Origin of the sequence: Microvirga sp. 2YAF29 (assembly GCF_052114605.1) — a bacterium.
Taxonomy (GTDB): domain Bacteria; phylum Pseudomonadota; class Alphaproteobacteria; order Rhizobiales; family Beijerinckiaceae; genus Microvirga.
In genome coordinates this window covers 150,380-172,122 of sequence record NZ_JBFRFB010000006.1, presented here as the reverse complement: position 1 = coordinate 172,122, position 21,743 = coordinate 150,380, and the positions used below count along the sequence as shown (strand labels likewise).

Here is a 21,743-nt window from a genome sequence, read left to right as displayed (position 1 = left end):
ACAAAGCACATCTTGAGGCTTCGGTTAAGAGCCTGCCGGGTTTGTCGGGATTTCCTGGGGACCGGCGGGTGGGATGCCCACGGGTTCCGCCGGGCTCGGCGATTCGCTCGGTATGGTCGGCGGAACGCCCAAGGGCTCGCCCGGATTGGGGATGCCTGCAGGGCCTGGATCGGGGTACACGGGCTGCGGCGCGGGGTTCGGCACGTCGGGCTGCGGAGGCGTGGGGTTCGGGGTGTCGGACATGGGCCGGCATCCTTTCTTGGAGCTCAGTGGCGATGCGAAGGAATCCGCAACATGGGGATCATGGGCGCAACGGAGGACGAGGAAGGATTGTTCCGAGCGGGTCGGTTCCGCCCTTTTCCCTATAGGCCCCATGACCAGGGCCGCTATAGTGGCGGCCAAAGAGGGGCGGCACGCCCCATGCAAGGGAGCCCGCCTGTGAGAGACCTCTCCGTTCACAATGCCGCTGAGATCCTGCCTGCCGATGGCTATCGCGGGGCGCTCGCGGGGCGCGTCTGGCGTCCTGAAATCGGGCCATGCGTCGTCGCGATCCGCGAGGATGGCGTTTTCGACATCTCGGCGCTTCATCCCACCATGAGCGAGCTGGCGGCGCTTCCCAATCCGGCGCAGGCGCTCAAGGAAGCCAGGGGGGAGTGGATTGCTTCCCTTGCAGAGATCATCGCGAACACACCCGGCGACCGCCGCGATTCATCGAAGCCGTGGCTTCTGGCACCGGTCGATCTGCAGGTCGTCAAGGCTGCGGGCGTGACCTTCGCCGTTTCCATGCTGGAGCGCGTCATCGAGGAGAGGGCGCGCGGCGATGCCAGTGCAGCGGCGGCCATTCGCGCCGAGGTCCTTCGTCTCGTCGGTGACGATCTCAGCCGCCTGAAGCCAGGGTCCCCCGAGGCGATGGAGCTGAAGAAGGTGCTGATGGCGCAAGGCGCCTGGAGTCAGTATCTCGAAGTGGGTATCGGGCCGGATGCGGAGGTGTTCACGAAAGCTCCCACTATGTCCGCCGTCGGCGCGTTCATGGATGCGGGCCTGCATCCTAAATCCACCTGGAACAATCCCGAGCCGGAAGTTGTGGTGGTCGTGACCGCCGATGGGAGGATCGTCGGCGCAACCCTCGGCAACGATGTGAACCTGCGCGATTTCGAAGGGCGTTCCGCCCTGCTGCTCTCAAAGGCCAAGGATAACAACGCCTCTTGCTCACTCGGCCCGTTCATCCGCTTCTTCGACGCCAGCTTCTCGCTCGACGACGTGCGCCGGACGACGGTGACGCTGACGGTCGAGGGTGAAGACGGCTTCAAGTTGGAAGGCGCATCGTCGATCACGAAGATCAGCCGCGATCCGGAGGATCTGGTGGCGCAGACACTTGGGCCTCATCATCAATATCCCGACGGCTTCGTGCTGTTTCTCGGAACGATGTTCGCGCCCACGAAGGATCGGGATGATGTAGGGATGGGGTTCACGCACAAGACGGGCGACATTGTCTCGATCGCCGCGCCGGAACTGGGAATGCTTGTGAACCGCATGAAGCCGAGTTCCGAATGCGAGCCGTGGACCTTCGGCCTTCACGCATTCATGCGCAATCTTGCGTGGCGCGGATTGCTCAACACATCAGCCGACGTCTGATCTCAACGTCATTCGTCTTCCACCGAACGATGTTGCCAAACGAGTTAACCCCATTTGCAAATCCTCAGGCGATAATTGCTTGTTCCATTGAACTTTGCCTTTGGAACGCCATCATAAGCGCTCACTGAGTACTTGAAGTTGACAGAAAGGAAGCTGCGCCGAAGCAGAATGTTGTTTTGTGTCGATTGCAGCGATAATCGACACTGTTCATGTGAATTGAAACTACATTCTGCAATCGAGAGCGCGCTGAATTCTGTAAGCTAGCGAGTAATTCTACTCATTGTTTCAGAGAGCATAAAATGGTTGCTTACAGACGTTATCTCATTGCTTCATCCCTTGCGCGCTTGATCCGTAAGGAGAGGGGGGGCAATCGCGTCACCGAGGGCCATTTCCCGAACCAGGCAGACCGTAGCTCCTTCGTGATCGTGGATGGCGAGAAAGGCAGCCTGGTCCTGCTTCAGAACGGCGCCGACGGCCCTGTGGAAGAACGCACGGATGTGCCGCGCGCTCATGCTGAAGCGCTGCTTGATGTGACACCCGGCAAGCTCGATTACCTGCTGACTCACCTCACCGTCGGCACCCGCGACGTTCAAATCGCGCGCTTCGTCACGCCCGGTCCTCTGGACATGATCTCGGTTTCCTTCGAGAGCGAAGAAGAGGCAAAGGATTTCCGTCCTCTGTCGTGGTTCGGCCCTGATGTCACGTCGGATACCATCTACCAGAACCGCTTCATCGCGCTGGAAGGGTTGCCTCAGGTTCCTGATGTCGCGCTGACGAACGCTGCGCTAAACAGTCTGCTCGATACGCTGGAGAACCGCTACAGCTCCGCGCGGTCCTATGCGCCTGCGCATCAGATGCGCAATTCCGCCGAAGTCGAGGTGAGCCAGGGCGCTCCTGCCGCGCAGGGTGTGCCTGCGGCCCAACCGACGCCTCCGGTCGTGACCGATGTGGAGGTCGCGGAAGACGAGAGCGATCTGAATCTCAGCATCGAGGACAACGTCATCCGCGAGTTGGCGCGCTCGCTACGCCCGCAGCGCCGCTAGAGCATTTTTCGGCGAAGTGGATCCGGTTCGCCGTCAAAAATGCGGTCCCACAAAGAGGAGAGCTGTTTCCACGCAAGTGGAAACAGCTCTAAGAATAAGAATGGCCTGCACTCACCCTGCAGGCCATTTTATTTCGTCAGCTCGGAAGCACGATGCAGCTGCCCCCGAGCTTGCGGATATTCCTGCATAAATCCTCCGCCATCTGCCGTGTCTGCGCCGGAGCCCTCACTCGATAGAAGGTTCTGCTCCCGCGATAGCGCAGGCGCGTTCCGATGATCATGGGCCGCGAATCCTTCAGCAGGGACACATAGGATTGGCTTGCGCGCTGAAAGCTTGCGAGGGCGCGCTCTTTCGAGAAATTGCCAGCCAACTGAACGCCCCAAGGCGCAAAGGGCGCTTCCATAGCCTCGCCGCGCATGGGCAGGCGGAGCGTGGCCACGACCTGATGGCAGCTTTCCGGATCGGCCTTTTTCTCCTCTGCCGCTTCCGATGCCTCCTTCACATCCTTGGCCCAATCTTCCGCCGGTCGTCCGGTAATCCTCAGAACGTAGTGGCTTGTCTCGAAGGGAAGCTGTCCGCGGCCGGCCAGCCAGGCGCTCACCCGCGCCGGACCGCCATTATAGGCTGCTGCGGCAAGCCCCAGATTGCCGAACTGACCTGACAGCTCCGCGATGAGTTCCGCTGCTTTCGGGATCGCCTGTTCAGGATCGAAGGGATCGCTCAATCCGCGCTCCTTGGCGGTGCCTGGCATGAACTGCGCGACGCCCTGCGCCCCCGCCGAGCTGACGACGCCGGGCCGGAAGGAGCTTTCCTGCCAGATGAGTTTGGTCAGGAAATCTCGGGGGACCCGATGGTCTTTCGCTGCTCCTTCGATGAGGCGGCAGAGTGCCTGCTCGATGGTTTCGCCTTCCGCGCCGGAACTCGCCCGAGCCGCGCCGCAGCAGATCAGGCTTGCGCAGAACAGCGGCAGCACGAACCGCATGAAAGACCTCGCTGGAACGAACACGATTAGAGGTAGGCGATCATCCGCCCCGCCAAGAGCACGACGATCCAGGCCAGAAGGGAAACAAGGGCGTAGAGACGCGCTTCAGCGGGCAGGGTGTCGCTCCTTAAGGACGAGCCGAAGCGCGCATGAAAGAGCGCGACGTTGACGAGGCCCAGAGCGAGGAAGGCAAGTTTCACATAAAAGGCCGGGTTGGTTCCGAGTGCGCGGGCCTCCACTGCCAGCAGCAAAAAGCCTGTGGGGATCTGGATCGCCAGCCCTGTGGCGGCCAGCGGAATCGCATAGCGCCCAACCTGATGTGCGTTCTTGCCGTGCTCGGCCAGGACCTTCAGGTCGAAGACGGCGATGCCGCCGACCACGAAGGCCGCGCCCAGCACGTGCAGCAGGTTCGCGATTGTATAGAGCCATGCGGAATGCCGGCCTGCATGGCCTAGGCCTGACGATTCGAGCGCGGCGAGAAGATCGGGATACATCGGCGGCCTAGCGCAGCTCGAAGGTCTTGCCGTCGACTGTAATCCGTTCTGCCCTCAACTCGGCATCCTCGCGGGTGGAGGGATAGCCTACAAGGGTTACCTGCGTGCCGGGCTTCAGCATGTCGGGTTGCAGGCCTCGCGCGCTCATGCGGAAAGGCGGCGCCAGAACGGCGTGCCAATTTTCGTTCTCATGCCGGACAATGATCATCACATGCGGATTCTGCCACGCGGCGCTCTCGACCGGGCCGGTCACCGTCAGAACCTTCGACGCATCGTAGCTGCCCCAGCCGTGATGCGCGTAGGCCAAGCCTCCGGTCGTCAGCGCTCCAAGCAGAAGCAGGCCTGAAAGAGAATATCTCATGACATGCAATCCCATGCTGGTTGGATCGATAATACCTCCAGGAGAGGTTGGACCCATCGAGCCTCCGTCAAGGCGCTAAGGTGTGGATTGGGAGCAGGATCAGGTGCTTGTGATCGGCTTCGATTGACCTGCGCCCGTCCTCTAACGATATCCTGCGCAAACGAATCATCCCATTCAGGTGCAGTATGTCCTCGTTCTTCAAAGGTTTATGGGCTCGTCTCGGCGGCTCGGACGATGGCGCGCCCTCGTCCGAGCCGCAAGCGGAAGCGGTGGAGTACAAGGGCTTCCGCATCCGACCCGCGCCTTATCCGGCCAAGGGGCAGTTCCAGACCGCAGGCGTGATCGAGAAGGATTTCGAAGGCGGCATGAAGGAACACCGCTTCGTGCGCGCCGAGACCCATCCCAGCAAGGACGATGCCGCAACCTTCGCCATTGCGAAGGGCAAGCAGATCATCGACGAGCAGGGCGACAGGGTTTTCTCTTAAAGTTTGCTCCGGCTGCCCCGGCTTTCGGCATAGACCTTGGTGAATTCCGCGCCGAACAGCAGGATCAGCGAGGAATAATAGATCCACAACAGAATCGTGATGATCGATGCGGCTGCGCCGTAGCTCGACGCCAGGTTGCTCTTGCCGAGATAGTAGCCGATCAGGAACTTGCCGATCGTGAACAGGAGCCCGGTGACGAGGGAGCCGATCCAGACATCGCTCCACTCGATCTGCACTGCAGGCAGCAGCTTGAAGATCATCGCGAACAGAAAAACAGCGATGGCGAAGGAAACCAGGCTGTTGAGGAATTGCAAGAGCGCCGCCGCGCCGGAGAAGTTGGGCTCTACGTAGGAGCCGATGGCGGAAAGCCCTGCATCGATAACCAGCGAAACCAGCAGGAGAAAGCCGATCCCTAGCACGAGGGCGAAGCTGAGAAGCCTGGTGCGGAGGAAATCCAGTACCCCGAAGCTTTGCGGCGGCTCGGCTTTCCAGATGATGTTCAAGTCATCCTGCAATTCCACCACGGCGCCGGTCACGAGGAGCAGGAAGGTGACTATGCCCACCGTCGTGCCGATGAGGCCGGAGCCGACATTGCTGGCACTGGCGATCATGGCTTCGAGTGCGGAAGCTTCGCTTTTTCCGATCAGGCCGCCGAGTTCCGAGACGATGGCGCCTTGGGCGGCCTCGCGTCCGAAGGCGAGGCCTGCGACGGCTATGGCCGCGAGCAGCATCGGAGCCAGCGAAAACACCGTAAAGAACGCAATGGAGGCCCCGAGGCTCATGGCGCGGTCGTTCCACCAGCCTGCGAATGCCGCTTTCAGAAGTCGCCAAATGTCGGAAAGCATGCCTGTGCCGTTTCTCTCCCGCCCACATGGTCCAAAGCGTGAGCATTGCCTTGGCAGTTAACCGGCAGCGGCTTCGTTGTGTTCCTGAATGATCTCACGTGGAGGAACCCACTGCCGTCATCACCGGCCTTGTACCGGTGATCCCGATGACTTGAAGCATCACACTTTTTGGATCGGGATGGCCGGGACAAGCCCGGCCATGACAGGAGCTGAATTGTGAGGGTCAGGCGGCGTCCTGCTTCAACGATTTCATGTCGATGACGAAGCGATATTTGACGTCGCTCTTGAGCATGCGCTCATAGGCACGGTTGATGTCCTGGATCGGGATCATCTCGATCTCAGCCGTAATGCCGTGCTTGGCGCAGAAATCGAGCATTTCCTGCGTCTCCGCGATGCCGCCGATCAGGGATCCTGCGATCTGGCGGCGTTTCATGATCAGGTTGAACACGGTCGTGGCGGGGTGGGGCTCCGCCGGCGCGCCCACCAGCACCATGGCGCCGTCCCGGGCCAGCAGGACGAGCAGGGCGTCGAGGTCGTGCGGGGCGGCGACGGTGTCCAGGATGAAGTCGAGGCTGTTCACGTGCGCAGCCATCGCCTCCTTATCCTTTGACACGACGACTTCGTGAGCGCCGAGGGCAAGGGCGTCCTCGCGCTTGTTGGGTGAGGTGGTAAAGAGAACCACATGCGCGCCCATCGCACAGGCGAGCTTGACGGCCATATGCCCGAGACCTCCGAGGCCGACTACGCCAACTTTCTGGCCAGGCTGAACACGCCAGCGGCGCAAGGGGGAGTAGGTGGTGATGCCAGCGCACAGCAGCGGTGCCGTGGCCGCGAGGTCGAGCCCATCCGGAACGCGCAGCACAAAGCTCTCGTCGACGGTGACCGTGTCGGAATAACCGCCATAGGTATTGGCGCCCGTACCTTGCTCCGGGCCGTTATAAGTGCCCGTGAAGCCGACCTCGCAGTACTGTTCCAAGCCCTCCCGGCAGCTGCGGCATGTGCGGCAGGAATCCACCATGCAGCCGACGCCGACGAGATCGCCTTCCTTGAACTTTTTCACTCCACTGCCGACGCGTGTGACGCGGCCCACGATTTCGTGACCGGGCACGCATGGATAGTTCGTGCCACCCCATTCGGCCCGAGCCGTATGAAGGTCGGAGTGACATACGCCACAATAAAGGATCTCGATCTGAACGTCGTTTTCTTTCGGATCTCGGCGTTCGAAGCTGAAAGGCGCGAGAGGGGTCGATGCATCCTGAGCGGCATAGCCGAATGCTTTGATCACGGGAGCCTCCAATATCGTTGAGGAATGGCGAAGCCTGCAAGGCCACGAGGGCGACCGGTAGAACGATAGGCTCAACATGCCGGGCGTCAACACGCGCTCCGCCAAAGTTAGCATGATGAGCGGACGAACGGCTTCTCAATGGTAGTGTTGTTGGCATCCACACGCTCATTCAGAGATACAATGTAACTAGTTTTATGTGGCGGCGATCTGGTTTTGTCCGGCGGACGATCTATCTAAGGATGAGGTGCTTTTCACTGTTCGAGCGCTCACGCGTGGAACGCTTGTAACGGCGGCAAAGCAGCACAGTGGATTTCACACGGCTTTGAGAAACTTTATCTTGCCGATGACGCTGCAATCCGCGAGGCTGGGGCTTAGCAAAGACGGCTCGCTTCCGGTCATGGAAGCCACGTACCAGATCCTGGGCATCCGTGACCGCGTTGAGTTACGCCGCATGTAAGGGGATGTCGCCAAAGTACGATCTGCCGCATCATCGCACCACGTGGCCTGGGCAACCTTAGCGGTGCAGAATCGTTATCTCTGAGAGGGATCTGATTTCGGTGGCGCTATGCATGATTCCGACGACCTGTTCTCGAGTTTCCTGAAAGCTTACGAAAACCGCCGCGAGGCGGAGATGTCTCTTGCGGAATTCCTGGAAGGGTGCCGCGACAATCCCATGATGTATGCAAGCGCTCCAGAGCGCATCCTTGCGGCAATCGGCGAGCCGGAGCTCGTCGATACCTCGCGCGATGCCCGTCTCGGGCGCATCTTCATGAACCGCACGATCCGGGTCTATCCGGCTTTCTCAGAATTCTACGGAATGGAAGAGACGATCGAGATGATCGTGAGTTTCTTCCGCCATGCCGCTCAGGGTTTGGAAGAGCGCAAGCAGATCCTTTATCTGCTCGGCCCCGTCGGCGGCGGCAAATCCTCTCTGGCGGAGCGCCTAAAGGCTCTGATGGAGGTGCATCCGATCTATGTGCTGAAGGCAGGCGACGAGATCAGCCCCGTTTTCGAAAGTCCTCTTGCTCTCTTCGATCCCGAGCAGATGGGCGGCGATCTCGAAGAGCGCTACGGAATCCCCCGACGCCGCCTCACCAATCTTTTGAGCCCGTGGGCGATCAAGCGGCTCGATGAATTCCGCGGCGATATTTCCAAATTCCGCGTGGTGAAGGTCAATCCGTCGCGCCTGCGCCAGATCGCCATCGCCAAGACCGAGCCCGGCGACGAGAACAACCAGGATATTTCGTCCCTCGTCGGCAAGGTCGATATCCGCAAGCTCGAGACGCTCTCCCAGGCCGATCCGGACGCCTACAGCTATTCCGGCGGCCTCAACCGGGCCAATCAGGGCATTCTCGAATTCGTCGAGATGTTCAAGGCCCCTATCAAGATGCTGCATCCCTTGCTGACGGCGACGCAGGAGAACAATTACGTCGGCACAGAGAATATCGGCTCGATCCCCTTCACCGGCGTCATCCTCGCGCATTCGAACGAGGCCGAGTGGCAGAGCTTTAAATCGAATAAGAACAACGAGGCTTTCATCGATCGCATTTACGTGATCAAGGTGCCCTACTGCCTTCGCGTCATGGAAGAGCAACGGATCTACGAAAAACTGATTCGAAGCTCAGAGCTGTCGGATGCGCCATGCGCTCCGGCGACGCTGGAGATGCTGGCCCGCTTTTCCGTGCTCTCTCGCCTGCGTGCGCACGAGAACTCCAACTTCTATTCGAAGATGCGAGTTTATGACGGCGAAAGTCTGCGCGAGGTCGATCCGCGGGCACGCAGCCTGCAGGAATACAAGGACGCGGCGGGCGTCGATGAAGGCATGGATGGAATTTCCACCCGCTTCGCCTTCAAGGTTCTGGCGGCAACCTTCAATCACGATACGATCGAGGTGGCGGCCGACCCAGTTCACCTGATGTATGTGCTCGAACAATCCCTGCGCCGCGAACAGCTGCCCGTGGATGTGGAGCGGCGCTATCTCGAATTCATCAAGGCCGATCTCGCGCCGCGCTATGCCGACTTCATCGGGCACGAAATTCAGAAGGCCTATCTCGAATCCTATCACGATTACGGGCAGAACCTTTTCGACCGCTACGTATCCTATGCCGACGCCTGGATCGAGGATCAGGACTTCAAGGATCCCGATACCGGGCAGCTTCTCAACCGTGAACTCCTGAACCAGGAGTTGACCAAGATCGAGAAGCCCGCCGGCATCGCGAACCCGAAGGATTTCCGCAATGAAGTGGTCAAGTTCTCCCTGCGCGCCAGAGCAGGCAACAATGGCCGCAACCCATCATGGACGAGCTACGAGAAGATCCGCGACGTCATCGAGCGCCGCATGTTCTCGCAGGTGGAGGAATTGCTGCCCGTCATCAGCTTCGGTTCGAAAAAGGACAGCGATACCGAGAAGAAGCATGGCGAGTTCGTAAAGCGCATGATGGAGCGAGGCTATACCGAGCGCCAGGTCCGGCGCCTGGTGGAGTGGTACATGCGTGTGAAGCAGGCAGGCTGATACACCCGGAGGCAGAGCAGGCGTTCCTATGTACATCATCGACAGACGCCTCAATCCCGGCGGCAAGAGCCTCGCCAATCGCCAGCGCTTCCTTCGTCGTGCCAAAGCCCAGATTCAACGCGCCGTGCGTCAGACAGCTGGGGACCGCGACATCACCGATCTCGAAAGAGGCGGCGAGATTTCGATCCCCGCCGATGGCGTCCGGGAGCCCAGCTTTCGCCGCTCGGGGGAGGGTGGTGTCAACAACCACATCCTTCCCGGCAACAAGCGCTTCGTCGAAGGCGACGCCATCGACCGGCCACCGAGGGGCGCCGGGGAGGGCGGTTCGAATGCCGGCAATGGTGGTGGAGGCGAGGACGATTTCCGCTTCGCTCTGAGCCGGGAAGAATTTCTGGATTTGTTTCTCGAAGATCTGGAGCTTCCCGATCTCGCCAAACGCCGTCTCGCCACGGTCGAAGTGCAGGGTCTGCGGCGGGCAGGTTATTCGGTCTCCGGTTCGCCGGTGAATCTTGCGTTGCTGCGTTCCATGCGCAATGCACTCTCTCGCCGGATCGCCATGCGGCGTCCCAAGGCTGCCGAGCTGATTCATCTTCAGGAAGAAATCGCTCTGCTCGAAGAGCAAGGCGGTGACATGGAGAAGCTTCTGGAGTTGCGGGAGCGGTTGGAAAAGCTGCAATTCCGCTCGCGCCGCTTCCCTTATATCGATCCGCTCGATCTGCGGTATCGCCGTTTCGAGCCGATCTCGCGGCCCGTGGCGCAGGCGGTCATGTTCTGCCTCATGGATGTGTCGGGCTCCATGACTGAGCACATGAAAGATCTCGCCAAGCGCTTCTATATGTTGCTCTACATCTTCCTGACGCGGCGCTATAAGCATGTGGAGATCGTCTTCATCCGCCACACCCACGAGGCGAAGGAGGTCGACGAGGAGACGTTCTTCCATAGTCCTGAGACCGGCGGCACAGTCGTGTCCTCCGCGCTTCGCGAAATGGAGAAGATCGTGGCCGATCGCTTCCCTCCCGAGAGCTGGAACATCTATGCAGCTCAAGCTTCGGATGGGGACAATTCTCCCAATGACGGGGCGACGAGTGCGGCCCTCCTCAGGGATGTGATTCTGCCGGCTTGCCAATATTACGCCTATCTTGAAGTAGGCAGCGATCATGATCGGATGCAGGCCGGCTTCATCAATCACAAGACGGCCCTGTGGCAGACTTACGAAGCGTTGCAGGAGGACGGCGCCAATATCGCCATACGCAAAGTCAATCACCGTCGCGAAATCTACCCTGTGTTCCGCGAGCTTTTCCGGCGGCGTGATGCCGAGACAAGGGTCCCATGAGTGTTACCGATAAGGACACGCTGCTCTATCATGGCGCTGACTGGGATTTCGGCGCCATTCAGCGGATCTACGATGCCGTCGAACGCATCGCCGTCGATGAACTCGGTCTCGATGTCTATCCGAACCAGATCGAGATGATCACCGCCGAGCAGATGCTCGATGCCTATGCCTCGATCGGCATGCCGCTGTTCTACAAGCACTGGTCTTTCGGCAAGCGCTTTGCTACCCACGAGGCGGGCTATCGCCAGGGTCTCATGGGCTTGGCCTATGAGATCGTCATCAATTCGAACCCCTGCATCTCCTACATCATGGAGGAGAACTCGGCGACGATGCAGACGCTCGTGATCGCGCACGCCGCTTTCGGGCACAACCATTTCTTCAAGAACAACTATCTGTTCCGCGAATGGACGGATGCTGACGGCATTCTCGATTACCTGGAATTCGCCAAGAGCTACATCGCGCGCTGCGAGGAACGCTACGGTCACGCCGCGGTTGAGCGCATCCTGGATGCTGCTCATGCGCTCATGTCCCATGGCGTCCATCGCTATCCCCGCAAGAAGCGGCCTGACTTGCGTTCGGAAGAGCGCCGAGAGCGAGAGCGGCAGCTGCATCAGGAGCAGACCTTCAACGATCTCTGGCGCACGGTTCCGTCGAAGGCAGGTGTGTCGAAGCCTCAAATCAGCGAGGATCGGCGCCGTGCCCTGCTTGAATTGCCGCAGGAGAACCTGCTCTATTTCCTGGAGAAGTCGGCTCCGCGCCTTCAGCCGTGGCAGCGCGAAATCCTGCGCATCGTCCGTCAGATCGCGCAGTATTTCTATCCGCAGCGCCAGACCAAGGTCATGAACGAGGGCTGCGCCACCTATTGCCATTATCGCATCATGACCCGACTGCATGAAACTGGGCAAATCAGCGATGGCGCCTTCCTGGAATTCCTGCAGTCCCATACCAATGTGACGCGCCAGCCCGAATACGACGACCCTCATTACGGCGGCATCAACCCTTACGCTCTCGGCTTCGGAATGATGCAGGATATCGAGCGTATCTGCACCAGGCCGACGGATGAGGACCGCGCCTGGTTCCCCGGCATCGCGGGCAAGGGCGATGAGATGGCGGTCCTGCGCGGTATCTGGGCCAATTACCGCGATGAAAGCTTCATCTCTCAATATCTGAGCCCAAGCCTTATCCGCCAATGGCGGATGTTCCATCTCATCGACGATCCGGATCGCCCTGAACTGAAAATTGAGGCGATCCACGATGAGCGTGGCTATCGCCGCCTCCGCCGGTCCTTGTCGCGCGAATACGATGTGGGCTGGAGCGACCCGGACATTCAGGTGGTCGATGTGGATCTGGCGGGCGACCGCCGTCTCATCCTTCACCATCACGTCCTCGACAAGAATCTTCTGCATAAAGACGATGCCCAACGCGTCCTGCAGATGGTGGCCAATCTCTGGGGCTACGACGTGGTCCTGAAGGAGGTCGAGGCAGCAACCGGTGCGGTCTTCCAGGAACATGTGGCGCATCCGCACGAAACGCTCTTTTGAGCACCCTCTTTGACGCAAAAAAGCCTATGACTGGAATGATCATGGGCTCTCCAGGGCATGGCCTTGGCCTCAAGGCCGGCTCCCATTCTGGAGAACACCGATGGAACATAAGCCTGTAGAAGCACTGCGTGGCGTTGCTGAGGTTCATGAATTCAGCCAAGGTTTTCTATCCCGGCGTGAGCGTCTGGAGCGCTGGGCCGAAGTTCTGGAGAGGCAGCCGAAGCGTCGGCTCCGTTCTTTGGGCGAAATCGAGTTCACGCCCGAAGACAAGCGCCCTGAATTGAGATCCGATGAATCACCCATCACGGTGGCATTCGAGGATCCCGTCCTAAGGGCGGCGGGCTTGAGAAGCGACAAGCTTGGGGACGCGGTGGAGTTCTTCGATCTCTCGGACCGCGCAGCTCATCGGCTCCTCTGCTCCTGCATGAACGGGTGGAGCATGGAGGCAGGCACGACGGCCCGAAAAGTTCACCGCTTGGCCAATCCCGATCACCGCCTTATGTTGTTTACCGCAGCCGGTGTCTTGGCAGCTGCGCCTACAGTGTTTTATCTGCTTACTTGATCTTTCAAGCCGGTTCCGAGCGCTTTCAAAAGATCGAAACCGGCTTGCCTGCAAATGGAGTTTTTTCGTGTCGGACGCGCCTCGCCGTATCATCGGTCTGCCCTGGTATCGTCGCGAAGATTATCCCACGATCCGTCAGGTGATGGACGATCCGTATGTGTTGGCTTCGACTTACGAGCAATGGCTTTCTGCCGCGGAAAATAATGAGGCTGTAGGCCGGCAGGCAGGGCTCGAGATCGTGCGCGTCATGATCTACCCGCAAGAGTTCAGAGCATGGTGCCTGGCGCAAGGCATGGCACCGGATGGTGCTGCACGCACAAAATATGCAAGCGAGCATTCCCTCACTGAGAGGGCGGGTATCTAGAAGATCACAGCCTATTCGGACATGTACAAAGGGCGCCTGACAGGCGCCCTTTTCCATTTCATCGAATGACCATCAAGCTTTCGCGTGGCCGACCGTATCCGCCATTGTAGCGCCCCGGACGCCCATGGGTTGGTGAGCGCCCTCGGTCGTGTCCTTCACGGTCTGATGCTCCATCTCGGCGTTGATTTCCGCGCCGAGGAGAACGATGATCGACGAGAGCCAGATCCACGTCATGAAACCGATGACGGCGCCCAGAGATCCATACGTTTCGTTGTAGCTGCCGAAATTCGACACATACCACGAAAAGAGCATGGAGACGGCAAGCCACAGCACAGCCGCAACGATGCCGCCCGGAGTCACCCAGCGCCATTCCGCCTTGTCACGGCTTGGTCCGAAGCGATAGATCAGCGATAGAGCAAGAACGACGCCGACGAGGAGGATAGGCCAGCGCGCGATGGCGAGGATCCATTCCGTCTGGCTTCCAAGGCCGATGAAATTGAAGATCACGGGCAGTACGACGATGCTGACAAGCGCAAACAGGATGAAGAAAATTGCGCCCAGCGTGAAAGACAGAGACATCAAATTCAGCTTGATGAAACTGCGCTTCTCCTCTTCGTCATTGACGATGTTGAGCGCATCGAAGATGGCTTTCATGCCGGCATTGGCGCTCCAAAGCGAAATCGCCAGACCGATGATGAAGCCGATGCCCAATGCTCCACCGCCCTGAGACGAGATGCGTGTAACTTGATCTCCAACGATCTCGAGTGCGCCGCTTGGAAGAACACCCGACATTGTAGTCAGGTTGTCTCGAATCGTGCCGGGATCGGAGAACAGGCCATAGATTGAAACGAGAGCCGCGATTGCCGGGAAAACAGCGAGCAGGGCATAATAAGTGACGCCCGCCGCGACCGACATGATGCGGTCCTTGCCGAATTCTTCATAGGTGCGCCAAAGAATATCCTTCCAGCCCCGCGCGGGAATCTCGGTCGGGGTATCGGCATGGCGACCACGGCCGTTTTCCGATGCGGCCGCATTCGGATCGGCGTGCTCCTTTTCTTCGAAGCCCTTATCGCCTCCCGAGGCTTGGCTGGATCGTTGTGGAACTCGCCGTCTATTGGATCTCGTGGCCGGTAGCGGTTGGCGCTCCCCGCTGGCGACCAGCCTGACAAGGGCCCAGCCAAGGACCACTGCCCACATGGTCGTCAACGCCGTGGATGATGATGACCTGGATTGCTGTACTGCTGGATTATTCGCCATCTCCGACCGACCTCATTCACCACATGCCAGCCGAACGGGCTTGGCTCCTCCGTAAACCTCGTTGGGAACGGAGCGGTTCCACAAGGTTCGGGGGCGAAGCGAGACAGTATCACAAGGGTTCATAGGATGCAGAATCTTCCAGGATGCGGCTGGCAGGGCCTGAACTGCTAGGCTTTAGATATCGAGGATCATCTGCACCTGCGAATCTCGCCTTGGCGAGGACGATCATCAATCCGACCCCTCACCCATGGGCAATGGCGTGAAAGAAGCTTCCTGTCGTCAGTCCGACGCGATGCCCTGCCGTGCCGAGATTGTTGCCTTCGGCATCCGTAATGGTGGCAAAGGCAGCCTCCCCGCTTTCGTTTCCACAGGTGACGGAAGCATAATGGAACTCATGGCCGACAAGCCGCTGGCCGGCTGATCCAAGCGCTCCCGAGTGGAGAAGGCGCGCCACCCGATAGCCAAGATGCAGCTTGCGCTTGGCGTAGCTCGTGCTCACGGGCAGAAGCCCTGCCATCCTGTATGACTGCCTGTCGCCATCCTCGAGGGTATCGCCCAGCACCATGTATCCACCGCACTCTCCATGAACGGGCCGGGTTTGGGCAAAGGCGCGTAATCCGTCGAGAAAACGCTGAGAGGCTGCAATGCGCGCAGCATGAAGTTCGGGATATCCGCCCGGCAGCCAGCAGGTGTCGCAATGCTCCGGCGGGGGTTCGTCCGCGAGGGGCGAGAATGTCACGACCTCTGCTCCCGCATCGCGCCAGCTTGCGAGCACATGCGGATAGACGAACGAGAACGCTTGGTCCGACGCCAGAGCGATGCGCTGCCCGGGAGGCGGCAATGCCGCGCCGGTTCCAGCCGTGCCGATCTTCGTCGGCCCGCTCAAGGCGAGCAGGCGTTCGATCTCGACGGATGTCTCGATTGCATCGGCAAGCCGCTCCAGCCTCTGGTCGAGCTCATCGGTTTCGCCAGCCTGGACGAGACCGAGGTGGCGTTCAGGCAAGATAAGCTCGCTACTTCGCATTACGGCACCGAGCACAGGCATGCCGATGCGTGCCATGCCATCCTCGACGAGCCTGCGGTGGCGTTCGCTCGCGACCTTGTTCAGGATGACGCCGACAACCGTGATGCGCGGATCGAAGCGCGCGCAACCCAAAGCCACGGCAGCGGCGGATTGTGCGTGGCCTGACACGTCGAGAACCAGTACGACAGGCCAACCGAAGAGGGCCGCCATATCCACACTCGCTCCGGTGCGTCCGGTCTCCTGCCGGATGCCGTCGAACAAGCCCATGGATCCTTCGGCAATGACGATATCCGCATCGTCCGCCGTTCGCGTCACAAGCGCGTGTAGAAGAGGCTCTCCCATCGCGAAACTGTCGAAGTTGAAGCTCGGCGCGCCTGTCGCCGCCGCGTGGAAGGCGGGGTCGATATAATCGGGGCCGCATTTGGCACCGCGAACCCGCAATCCGCGGCGTGTGAATGCGCGCTGAAGGCCCAGCACGACGGTGGTTTTGCCGGAGCCGGACCTGGGTGCTGCGATCAGCAGCCCGCGAGCGAACGTCATTGCGCGGCCTCGGGGCCGTGGGTCAGGAGATGGTTCTGGATCGCGGCGCGGAAGGTTGCAATGGCGCCGATGGCGACAATCGCCGGAGAGCGGATGACACCTTCCGCAACAAGCTGAGGCAGTTCCTCAAGTGTGGCATCGACTACACTCTCCCGCGAGGTCGTCACCCCATGCACGGCGAGGGCAGGGGTCGATGCAGGAAGGCCGCCCTCGATCAATTCCGCGACGATGTCCGGTAGATTCGTAACCGCCATGTAGAGCACGATCGGCACACCCGTGCGCGCCAACGCCGCCCAATCCGCCCGTTGATCCGGCGCGCGATGACCTGTTGCAAGAATAACGGCGTGGTTGGCGGAGCGCATGGTTGCCGGAATGCCATGGATGGCAAGCGAGGCCAGTCCGCTCGACACGCCGGGGACGATGCGGAACGGAATACCGGCTTCCGCTAGAGCCATTGCTTCTTCACCCCCGCGTCCGAAAATGAAGGGGTCGCCTCCTTTGAGGCGAAGAACGCGATGTCCCTTGCGGGCAAGTGCGATCAGGCGCTCGCAGATATCCTTCTGCACCGCCGAGGGTTGCCCACCACGCTTGCCTGCATATTCGAGAACGGCGCCCTCACGGCTCAGGGAGAGGATCCCAGGCTCGACGAGAGCGTCGTAAACAACCGTGTCCGCTGCCTTCAAGGCGTTGAGAGCATGAATGGTCAGAAGTCCCGGGTCACCTGGGCCGGCGCCGACAAGCCAGACCGTGCCGGGCGTAAAATCTGGAGAGAGAGTGGCGAGGGAAGTCATGCATGACACCATGCGCGATCGGGAGAGGGAATTTGATAAGAACGTGTCATCGCTTGCCTTCGTCTGCACTGGGCCTGAAGCGCCTGTCGTAATCTGTCGAATAGAGGGCGCTGTCGCGAAAATCCTTTGCGGTGAGCGCCTCGCCGACCAGGATCAGCGCTGTGCGCTCAAGATTCTCCGCATGCACCATGGCGGCAAGCGTGCCGAGCGTGCCCTTGATCACGCGCTCGTCAGGCCAGGATGCGCGCCAGACCACGGCAGCCGGGCAATCGGCTCCATAGGAGGGCAGCAATTCCTCGACGACCTTCTCGACCACATGGATCGAGAGATGGATGGCGAGCGTCGCTTTCGTCTGCGCGAAGGTTGCAAGCTGTTCCGTCTCGGGCATGGCCGAGGCCCGGCCTGATGTTCGGGTCAGTACCACCGACTGGCCGATTTCCGGCACCGTCAGTTCACGTCCGAGCGCTGCAGCCGCCGCCGCGAAGGCGGGAACACCGGGTGTGATGGTGTACGGAATACCGAGCGCATCGAGCCGCCGGATCTGCTCTCCCATCGCGCTCCAGATCGAGAGGTCGCCTGAATGCAGACGCGCGACATCCTCACCGCTCTCATGAGCGCGCGAATATTCAGCCGTGATCGCATCGAGATCGAGAGGTGCCGTATCGACGAGGCGCGCACCGATCGGGCACCATGAGAGAATTTCCGGCGGGACGATGGAGCCCGCATAAAGACAGACGGGACAGCGCTCGATAAGGTTGCGCCCGCGAACGGTAATAAGGTCGGCGGCGCCGGGGCCTGCTCCGATGAAATGAACGGTCATGAATTGGCCTCTCCCTGTGCGAGGGCGCATGTCACCGATGCGGATTTGATACGCTTCAGAATGAGCCTGGCCTTAGACCCTCCCGCAGCAAGAGCGGCAGCTTCCGCGACCGATCCGATGCCATGCGCCGCCAGAGAGCGCACGGAATGCGTGCTTACCCGTGGGGCCGCAGCATTGATGGCGGCATCGTCAACGGCGACACCCGTAACAGCAAGACGATGCGATGCTTCCGCGAAGGCGGGAAGGTTGGCGAGTGATCCGATTGTCGCCAATCGCTTCAAGACATCACCGCCCGATACAGCGCGGGCGACAGCCTGTTCCACGAGCGATACGATCTCATCGGCGGTGGCGCTGCGCCTGAATCCTACCCCCGCTACGATCATGGCTTTGTCACCACCCATTGCGTGACCGGCATCGCCGTCCGCCAGCCATGCATGCCGCCGACGCGATCCAGGCGTGAAAGCGAGAACCGACGCATGACACCGCCATGGCGGGCGTGGAGCGTGCCGAGCAATATCTCTGTTTCAATCGTCACCGCATTGATGACGATGCGTCCGCCAGGCTTGAGAGACGCCCAGGCAGCATCGAACACGCTGGGCTCGGATCCCCCGCCGCCGATAAACACCGCATCCGGCGAAGGCAGGTCCAACAGCGCTTTTGGTGCATGACCAATCCTGAACTCCATGGCGGTTGCGCCGAGCTCAGTCGCATTGTGCTGTGCCCGCTCGACTCGCTCCTGTTTCTCTTCGATGCCGATGCAGCGGTTGCGGGGATGACGCAGGCACCATTCGATCCCGACCGAGCCGGCACCGGCGCCGATATCCCAGAGCAATTCGCCGGCTTTCGGTGCGAGAGCCGCCAGCGTCAGTGCGCGGATTTCCGCCTTCGTGAGCTGGCCGTCATTCTCGAACCATGTGTCGGGAAGACCAGGCGCAAGGGAGACAATCCTGGCATCAGTCGCTGCCACGATGTCGATGGCGACCGTGTTGAGCGGGTCGATCCCCGCAATATCGAAATCAGCCGCCGCTCTGCTGCGGGTGGTCGCGCGTGGGCCGCCCATGGCTTCGAGCACGGTGATGGAGGACGCTCCAAACCCACGTCTCGTCAGAAGTTCTGCGATCTCGCCGGGTGTCGAGCCATCCCAGGATAAAGCGATGATGCGTGCTCCGGGCTGGAGTTGCGGGATGATGCGCTCCAGCGCGCGACCATGGAGGCTCACGCAATCGCAATCGGGTAAGGACCAGCCCATACGAGCGGCGGCAAGGCTGAAGGCTGAGGGTTGGGGGAAGCTGACGATCTCGGCGGCAGGAATCAGATGGGCGAGTTCCGCACCCACGCCGTAATGGAAGGGGTCACCCGTTGCGAGCACGCATGTCGGCTGGCCACGACGGTCAACGACCGTGGCGTATCCAACGGAAAAGGGGCTCGGCCATGTCAACGTGCGCGCGGAGAGTGGGGCTGCGAGGTCGAGATGGCGTGCGCCGCCGATCACGAATTCGGCCTCATCAAGCGCGGCAAGGGCAGCCGTTGAGAGCCCAGCGCGGCCGTCCTCTCCTATGCCGATGATGGTCAGCCAGGGGCGGGTTGCCGAACCGCTCGACTTAGACTCAGAATTCGGAGAAAAGAGGGTCATGCGCATTCTCATTCTGGGCGGTACCACGGAAGCCTCCGCGCTTGCGGCGCGGCTCTCGGGACGGTCCGAATTCAGTCCTGTCCTGTCTTTGGCCGGTCGCACCAGCGACCCTAGGCCTTTGCCCATCCCAACCCGCATCGGCGGTTTTGGGGGTATCGAGGGGCTTGCTCACTTTCTGAAGAATGAGCGCATCGAAGCCGTCATCGACGCGACGCATCCATTCGCGGCCATCATGTCGCACAATGCCGCTGGAGCCTGTGCGCGAGCCGCCGTGCCGCTTCTCGGTCTGCGCCGAGCGCCTTGGAAGCAGCAGGACGGTGATCATTGGATCGAGGCTCCGTCCATGGATGCGGCTGCCAGCGTTCTTGGAGACATGCCTCGCCGCGTATTCCTCACGATTGGCCGCCTCGAACTTCGGTTCTTCGCATCGGCTCCACAGCATACATATTTGGTCCGCACCATCGAGCCCATTGGCGATGTGCTTTCCGTGCCGAATGTCCTCACCCTTCGTGACCGCGCGCCTTTCGACGAGGCGGCCGAACGCACGTTGATGGAGCGTGAATGCATCGATATGCTGGTGACCAAGAATTCCGGCGGCGATGCGACCTATCCGAAGATTGCCGCCGCGCGCGCCCTGGGACTTCCGGTCATCATCGTATCGCGTCCTGGGAAACCGCGGGATGTCGAGGAGGTCACGACCGCTGAGGCTGCTCTCGATTGGCTCGAAAAACATCACTGCCGCACTCCGTAGAAACGAGGGGTGTAGACATAGGGCGTCTGATCCTCGGGGCGGTCGATCAGTCGCGTCGTGCTGGCGCCGATGATTACCATCGTGGACATGTCGGCCATTGAAGCGTCTACGTCGCCGAGTGGTAAAATTGTGATCCGCTCATCGGTTCGTCCCACGGCCCGTGCGAGAATGATCGGGGTATCTGCGCTGCGTATGCCGGAGACGATCTTCAGGGCCGCACCCAGCTGCCATGGCCGTGCGGAAGAGATGGGGTTGTAGAGTGCGACCGCGAAGTCGGCCTCGATAGCAGATCGTAAACGCTTCTCCACAACTTCCCAGGGCTTGAGATTGTCGGAAAGCGACATGGCGCAGAAATCTCCACCCAGGGGGGCGCCGACGCGGGCCGCCGCCGCGAGCATTGCGGTGATGCCGGGTTCCACATGGATGTCGAGTTTGCGCCAATCGGGATCGCCGTTCTCGAGGGCTTCGAACAATGCCGCTGCCATCGCGAAGACGCCAGGATCGCCACCGGAAACAACGGCGACGCGCGCGCCCCCTGCCGCGAGTTCAAGCGCGTGGCGTGAACGATCAAGCTCGACCCGGTTGTCGGAGCCATGGCGGTGCTGGCCTGGGCGCTCGGGCACGCGGTCGACATAGGGACTGTAGCCGATGATGTCAGTGGCATCGGCAAGCGCTGCGGAGGCCGCAGGTGTGAGCCAGCGCGGATCGCCGGGGCCAAGGCCCACGATGGTGACGCGGCCCGTCATACGCGTCTCCCTTGGCCCGGGACGATGATGAGAGAAAAATAGGGAGCTTCCGTTCCGACTGGCAGTTCCGACAGCGGAATGATCTTTTCCTCGGCCATGGTAGCGCGCTCCACATAGATGGCGCGCTCCGACAGACCAGCCCTTGCGAGTGCCGCACGAACCTTCGGCAGGTTACGCCCCAGCTTCATCACCACGGCTGCATCGGTGCCGGAAAGACGCCGCGTCAGTTCTGTTTCAGACAACGTTCCTGGTGCGACCGTAAGCACATCGTCACCCCAGGTGATCGGTGCGCCGGCGCGTGTCCAGGCACCCGACATGCTGGACACGGCGGGCACGACTTCTGTTGCCACCTTGTCCTTGAGGCGCCACCACAAATGCATGAAAGAGCCGTAGAAGAATGGATCGCCTTCGCACAGCACCGCGACCGTGCGGCCTGCTTCGACCTCGGCGAGAAGCTGCGATGCCGCGGCCTCGTAGAAAGGATTGAGTGCTGCGGCGTAATCCGGGTGATCGGCGGGGATTTCCGTGGTGACCGGATAGGCCAGGGCAATCTCTCTCTCAGGACTCATGCCGACGATGGCATCCGCAATCGTGCGGGCATTGCCGCGTTTGCCGCGCTTGCAGAAATGGACGAGCCGGTCCGCGGTCTCCAACACCTTGCGGGCGCGCACGGTCATGTAATCCGGGTTGCCGGGGCCTAGCCCCAATCCGTAGAAGCGAATTGCGTTTTCGGTCATGT

Annotated in this window: 23 protein-coding genes; 9 read left to right on the top strand and 14 right to left on the bottom strand. The window is 60.6% G+C overall.

The features are described from left to right. Positions 1–24: 24 nt before the first annotated feature. Positions 25–243, bottom strand: coding sequence for a hypothetical protein (locus tag AB4Y85_RS10395; protein ID WP_441984816.1), 219 nt, complete (start codon positions 241–243; stop codon positions 25–27). Between the two features lie 177 nt (positions 244–420). On the opposite strand from AB4Y85_RS10395, the gene AB4Y85_RS10390 reads away from it, so the two are divergent. Both AB4Y85_RS10390 and AB4Y85_RS10385 read left to right on the top strand, forming a co-directional pair. Then, the gene (locus AB4Y85_RS10390) at positions 421–1,635 is read left to right on the top strand and encodes a fumarylacetoacetate hydrolase family protein (protein WP_441984815.1); all 1,215 of its coding nucleotides are present in this window, start codon (positions 421–423) and stop codon (positions 1,633–1,635) included. A gap of 299 nt (positions 1,636–1,934) precedes the next feature. Continuing rightward, the gene (locus AB4Y85_RS10385; protein WP_441984814.1) at positions 1,935–2,678 is read left to right on the top strand and encodes a hypothetical protein; all 744 of its coding nucleotides are present in this window, start codon (positions 1,935–1,937) and stop codon (positions 2,676–2,678) included. 136 nt (positions 2,679–2,814) lie between these two features. On the opposite strand, the gene AB4Y85_RS10380 is transcribed toward AB4Y85_RS10385, so the two are convergent. The 3 genes from AB4Y85_RS10380 to AB4Y85_RS10370 are packed head-to-tail and all read right to left on the bottom strand — an operon-like array spanning position 2,815 to position 4,515. Beyond that, positions 2,815–3,660 (bottom strand): lytic transglycosylase domain-containing protein, encoded by an 846-nt coding sequence (locus AB4Y85_RS10380; RefSeq protein ID WP_441984813.1) that lies wholly within the window; start codon positions 3,658–3,660, stop codon positions 2,815–2,817. 26 nt (positions 3,661–3,686) lie between these two features. Further along, positions 3,687–4,154: a DUF6644 family protein gene (locus AB4Y85_RS10375; protein WP_441984812.1), complete on the bottom strand. Its 468-nt coding sequence runs from the start codon at positions 4,152–4,154 to the stop codon at positions 3,687–3,689. 7 nt (positions 4,155–4,161) lie between these two features. Beyond that, positions 4,162–4,515: a DUF6152 family protein gene (locus tag AB4Y85_RS10370; protein ID WP_441984811.1), complete on the bottom strand. Its 354-nt coding sequence runs from the start codon at positions 4,513–4,515 to the stop codon at positions 4,162–4,164. A 185-nt stretch (positions 4,516–4,700) separates the two neighbouring features. On the opposite strand from AB4Y85_RS10370, the gene AB4Y85_RS10365 reads away from it, so the two are divergent. Further along, a complete protein-coding gene (locus AB4Y85_RS10365; RefSeq protein ID WP_441984810.1) occupies positions 4,701–5,000 on the top strand; it encodes an HlyU family transcriptional regulator in 300 nt (99 codons plus the stop codon). Here AB4Y85_RS10365 and AB4Y85_RS10360 read toward each other — a convergent pair. Continuing rightward, positions 4,997–5,845 (bottom strand): YihY/virulence factor BrkB family protein, encoded by an 849-nt coding sequence (locus tag AB4Y85_RS10360; protein ID WP_441984809.1) that lies wholly within the window; start codon positions 5,843–5,845, stop codon positions 4,997–4,999. The two genes, AB4Y85_RS10365 and AB4Y85_RS10360, sit on opposite strands and share 4 nt — an antisense overlap. Before the next feature lie 223 nt (positions 5,846–6,068). Then, a complete protein-coding gene (locus tag AB4Y85_RS10355; protein WP_441984808.1) occupies positions 6,069–7,130 on the bottom strand; it encodes an NAD(P)-dependent alcohol dehydrogenase in 1,062 nt (353 codons plus the stop codon). A gap of 565 nt (positions 7,131–7,695) precedes the next feature. Between AB4Y85_RS10355 and AB4Y85_RS10350 the strand changes: the two genes are divergently transcribed. From AB4Y85_RS10350 to AB4Y85_RS10330, 5 genes are all read left to right on the top strand, one after another. Then, positions 7,696–9,642, top strand: a complete 1,947-nt coding sequence (locus AB4Y85_RS10350; protein ID WP_441984807.1) for a PrkA family serine protein kinase — start codon at positions 7,696–7,698, stop codon at positions 9,640–9,642. A 28-nt stretch (positions 9,643–9,670) separates the two neighbouring features. Beyond that, complete coding sequence (locus tag AB4Y85_RS10345; RefSeq protein ID WP_441984806.1) at positions 9,671–10,975, top strand: YeaH/YhbH family protein; 1,305 nt, start codon at positions 9,671–9,673, stop codon at positions 10,973–10,975. Then, positions 10,972–12,516, top strand: coding sequence for a SpoVR family protein (locus AB4Y85_RS10340; RefSeq protein ID WP_441984805.1), 1,545 nt, complete (start codon positions 10,972–10,974; stop codon positions 12,514–12,516). The genes AB4Y85_RS10345 and AB4Y85_RS10340 overlap by 4 nt, the downstream gene beginning before the upstream one ends. A gap of 100 nt (positions 12,517–12,616) precedes the next feature. Further along, positions 12,617–13,078, top strand: coding sequence for a hypothetical protein (locus AB4Y85_RS10335; protein WP_441984804.1), 462 nt, complete (start codon positions 12,617–12,619; stop codon positions 13,076–13,078). Positions 13,079–13,145: 67 nt separating this feature from the next. Further along, positions 13,146–13,442: a hypothetical protein gene (locus AB4Y85_RS10330; protein WP_441984803.1), complete on the top strand. Its 297-nt coding sequence runs from the start codon at positions 13,146–13,148 to the stop codon at positions 13,440–13,442. Positions 13,443–13,514: 72 nt separating this feature from the next. Here the strand turns inward: AB4Y85_RS10330 and AB4Y85_RS10325 are convergent, their stop codons facing one another. From AB4Y85_RS10325 to cbiE, 6 genes are all read right to left on the bottom strand, one after another. Beyond that, positions 13,515–14,699 carry a YihY/virulence factor BrkB family protein gene (locus tag AB4Y85_RS10325; protein ID WP_441984802.1) on the bottom strand — a complete coding sequence of 395 codons (1,185 nt, stop codon included), beginning with the start codon at positions 14,697–14,699 and terminating at the stop codon, positions 13,515–13,517. Between the two features lie 241 nt (positions 14,700–14,940). Further along, a complete protein-coding gene (locus AB4Y85_RS10320; protein ID WP_441984801.1) occupies positions 14,941–16,263 on the bottom strand; it encodes a cobyrinate a,c-diamide synthase in 1,323 nt (440 codons plus the stop codon). After that, the gene (gene cobA, locus AB4Y85_RS10315) at positions 16,260–17,054 is read right to left on the bottom strand and encodes a uroporphyrinogen-III C-methyltransferase (RefSeq protein ID WP_441984800.1); all 795 of its coding nucleotides are present in this window, start codon (positions 17,052–17,054) and stop codon (positions 16,260–16,262) included. The genes AB4Y85_RS10320 and cobA overlap by 4 nt, the downstream gene beginning before the upstream one ends. Before the next feature lie 46 nt (positions 17,055–17,100). Next, entirely contained in the window at positions 17,101–17,874 is a 774-nt protein-coding gene (cobM, locus tag AB4Y85_RS10310) for a precorrin-4 C(11)-methyltransferase (RefSeq protein WP_441984799.1), read from the bottom strand. Further along, positions 17,871–18,257 (bottom strand): cobalamin biosynthesis protein, encoded by a 387-nt coding sequence (locus AB4Y85_RS10305; RefSeq protein WP_441984798.1) that lies wholly within the window; start codon positions 18,255–18,257, stop codon positions 17,871–17,873. Before AB4Y85_RS10305 ends, cobM begins: the two co-directional genes overlap by 4 nt. Next, the gene (cbiE, locus tag AB4Y85_RS10300) at positions 18,254–19,507 is read right to left on the bottom strand and encodes a precorrin-6y C5,15-methyltransferase (decarboxylating) subunit CbiE (protein ID WP_441984797.1); all 1,254 of its coding nucleotides are present in this window, start codon (positions 19,505–19,507) and stop codon (positions 18,254–18,256) included. The genes AB4Y85_RS10305 and cbiE overlap by 4 nt, the downstream gene beginning before the upstream one ends. Between cbiE and AB4Y85_RS10295 the strand changes: the two genes are divergently transcribed. Further along, positions 19,506–20,258, top strand: a complete 753-nt coding sequence (locus AB4Y85_RS10295) for a cobalt-precorrin-6A reductase (RefSeq protein WP_441984796.1) — start codon at positions 19,506–19,508, stop codon at positions 20,256–20,258. The two genes, cbiE and AB4Y85_RS10295, sit on opposite strands and share 2 nt — an antisense overlap. Here the strand turns inward: AB4Y85_RS10295 and cobJ are convergent. Continuing rightward, positions 20,240–21,004 (bottom strand): precorrin-3B C(17)-methyltransferase, encoded by a 765-nt coding sequence (cobJ, locus tag AB4Y85_RS10290; RefSeq protein WP_441984795.1) that lies wholly within the window; start codon positions 21,002–21,004, stop codon positions 20,240–20,242. The two genes, AB4Y85_RS10295 and cobJ, sit on opposite strands and share 19 nt — an antisense overlap. After that, the gene (locus tag AB4Y85_RS10285) at positions 21,001–21,741 is read right to left on the bottom strand and encodes a precorrin-2 C(20)-methyltransferase (RefSeq protein WP_441984794.1); all 741 of its coding nucleotides are present in this window, start codon (positions 21,739–21,741) and stop codon (positions 21,001–21,003) included. Before AB4Y85_RS10285 ends, cobJ begins: the two co-directional genes overlap by 4 nt. Positions 21,742–21,743: the final 2 nt, after the last annotated feature.

Coding starts and splice junctions, on each gene's coding strand:
- AB4Y85_RS10325 (WP_441984802.1), bottom strand. CDS start 14,699: ATGGCGAATAATCCAGCAGTACAGCAATCCAGGTCATCATCATCCACG.
- cobJ (WP_441984795.1), bottom strand. CDS start 21,004: ATGACGGGCCGCGTCACCATCGTGGGCCTTGGCCCCGGCGATCCGCGC.
- AB4Y85_RS10370 (WP_441984811.1), bottom strand. CDS start 4,515: ATGAGATATTCTCTTTCAGGCCTGCTTCTGCTTGGAGCGCTGACGACC.
- AB4Y85_RS10380 (WP_441984813.1), bottom strand. CDS start 3,660: ATGCGGTTCGTGCTGCCGCTGTTCTGCGCAAGCCTGATCTGCTGCGGC.
- cbiE (WP_441984797.1), bottom strand. CDS start 19,507: ATGACCCTCTTTTCTCCGAATTCTGAGTCTAAGTCGAGCGGTTCGGCA.
- AB4Y85_RS10305 (WP_441984798.1), bottom strand. CDS start 18,257: ATGATCGTAGCGGGGGTAGGATTCAGGCGCAGCGCCACCGCCGATGAG.
- AB4Y85_RS10340 (WP_441984805.1), top strand. CDS start 10,972: ATGAGTGTTACCGATAAGGACACGCTGCTCTATCATGGCGCTGACTGG.
- AB4Y85_RS10395 (WP_441984816.1), bottom strand. CDS start 243: ATGTCCGACACCCCGAACCCCACGCCTCCGCAGCCCGACGTGCCGAAC.
- AB4Y85_RS10375 (WP_441984812.1), bottom strand. CDS start 4,154: ATGTATCCCGATCTTCTCGCCGCGCTCGAATCGTCAGGCCTAGGCCAT.
- AB4Y85_RS10350 (WP_441984807.1), top strand. CDS start 7,696: ATGCATGATTCCGACGACCTGTTCTCGAGTTTCCTGAAAGCTTACGAA.
- AB4Y85_RS10365 (WP_441984810.1), top strand. CDS start 4,701: ATGTCCTCGTTCTTCAAAGGTTTATGGGCTCGTCTCGGCGGCTCGGAC.
- AB4Y85_RS10345 (WP_441984806.1), top strand. CDS start 9,671: ATGTACATCATCGACAGACGCCTCAATCCCGGCGGCAAGAGCCTCGCC.
- AB4Y85_RS10385 (WP_441984814.1), top strand. CDS start 1,935: ATGGTTGCTTACAGACGTTATCTCATTGCTTCATCCCTTGCGCGCTTG.
- AB4Y85_RS10335 (WP_441984804.1), top strand. CDS start 12,617: ATGGAACATAAGCCTGTAGAAGCACTGCGTGGCGTTGCTGAGGTTCAT.
- AB4Y85_RS10320 (WP_441984801.1), bottom strand. CDS start 16,263: ATGACGTTCGCTCGCGGGCTGCTGATCGCAGCACCCAGGTCCGGCTCC.
- AB4Y85_RS10285 (WP_441984794.1), bottom strand. CDS start 21,741: ATGACCGAAAACGCAATTCGCTTCTACGGATTGGGGCTAGGCCCCGGC.
- cobM (WP_441984799.1), bottom strand. CDS start 17,874: ATGACCGTTCATTTCATCGGAGCAGGCCCCGGCGCCGCCGACCTTATT.
- AB4Y85_RS10390 (WP_441984815.1), top strand. CDS start 421: ATGCAAGGGAGCCCGCCTGTGAGAGACCTCTCCGTTCACAATGCCGCT.
- AB4Y85_RS10295 (WP_441984796.1), top strand. CDS start 19,506: ATGCGCATTCTCATTCTGGGCGGTACCACGGAAGCCTCCGCGCTTGCG.
- cobA (WP_441984800.1), bottom strand. CDS start 17,054: ATGACTTCCCTCGCCACTCTCTCTCCAGATTTTACGCCCGGCACGGTC.
- AB4Y85_RS10360 (WP_441984809.1), bottom strand. CDS start 5,845: ATGCTTTCCGACATTTGGCGACTTCTGAAAGCGGCATTCGCAGGCTGG.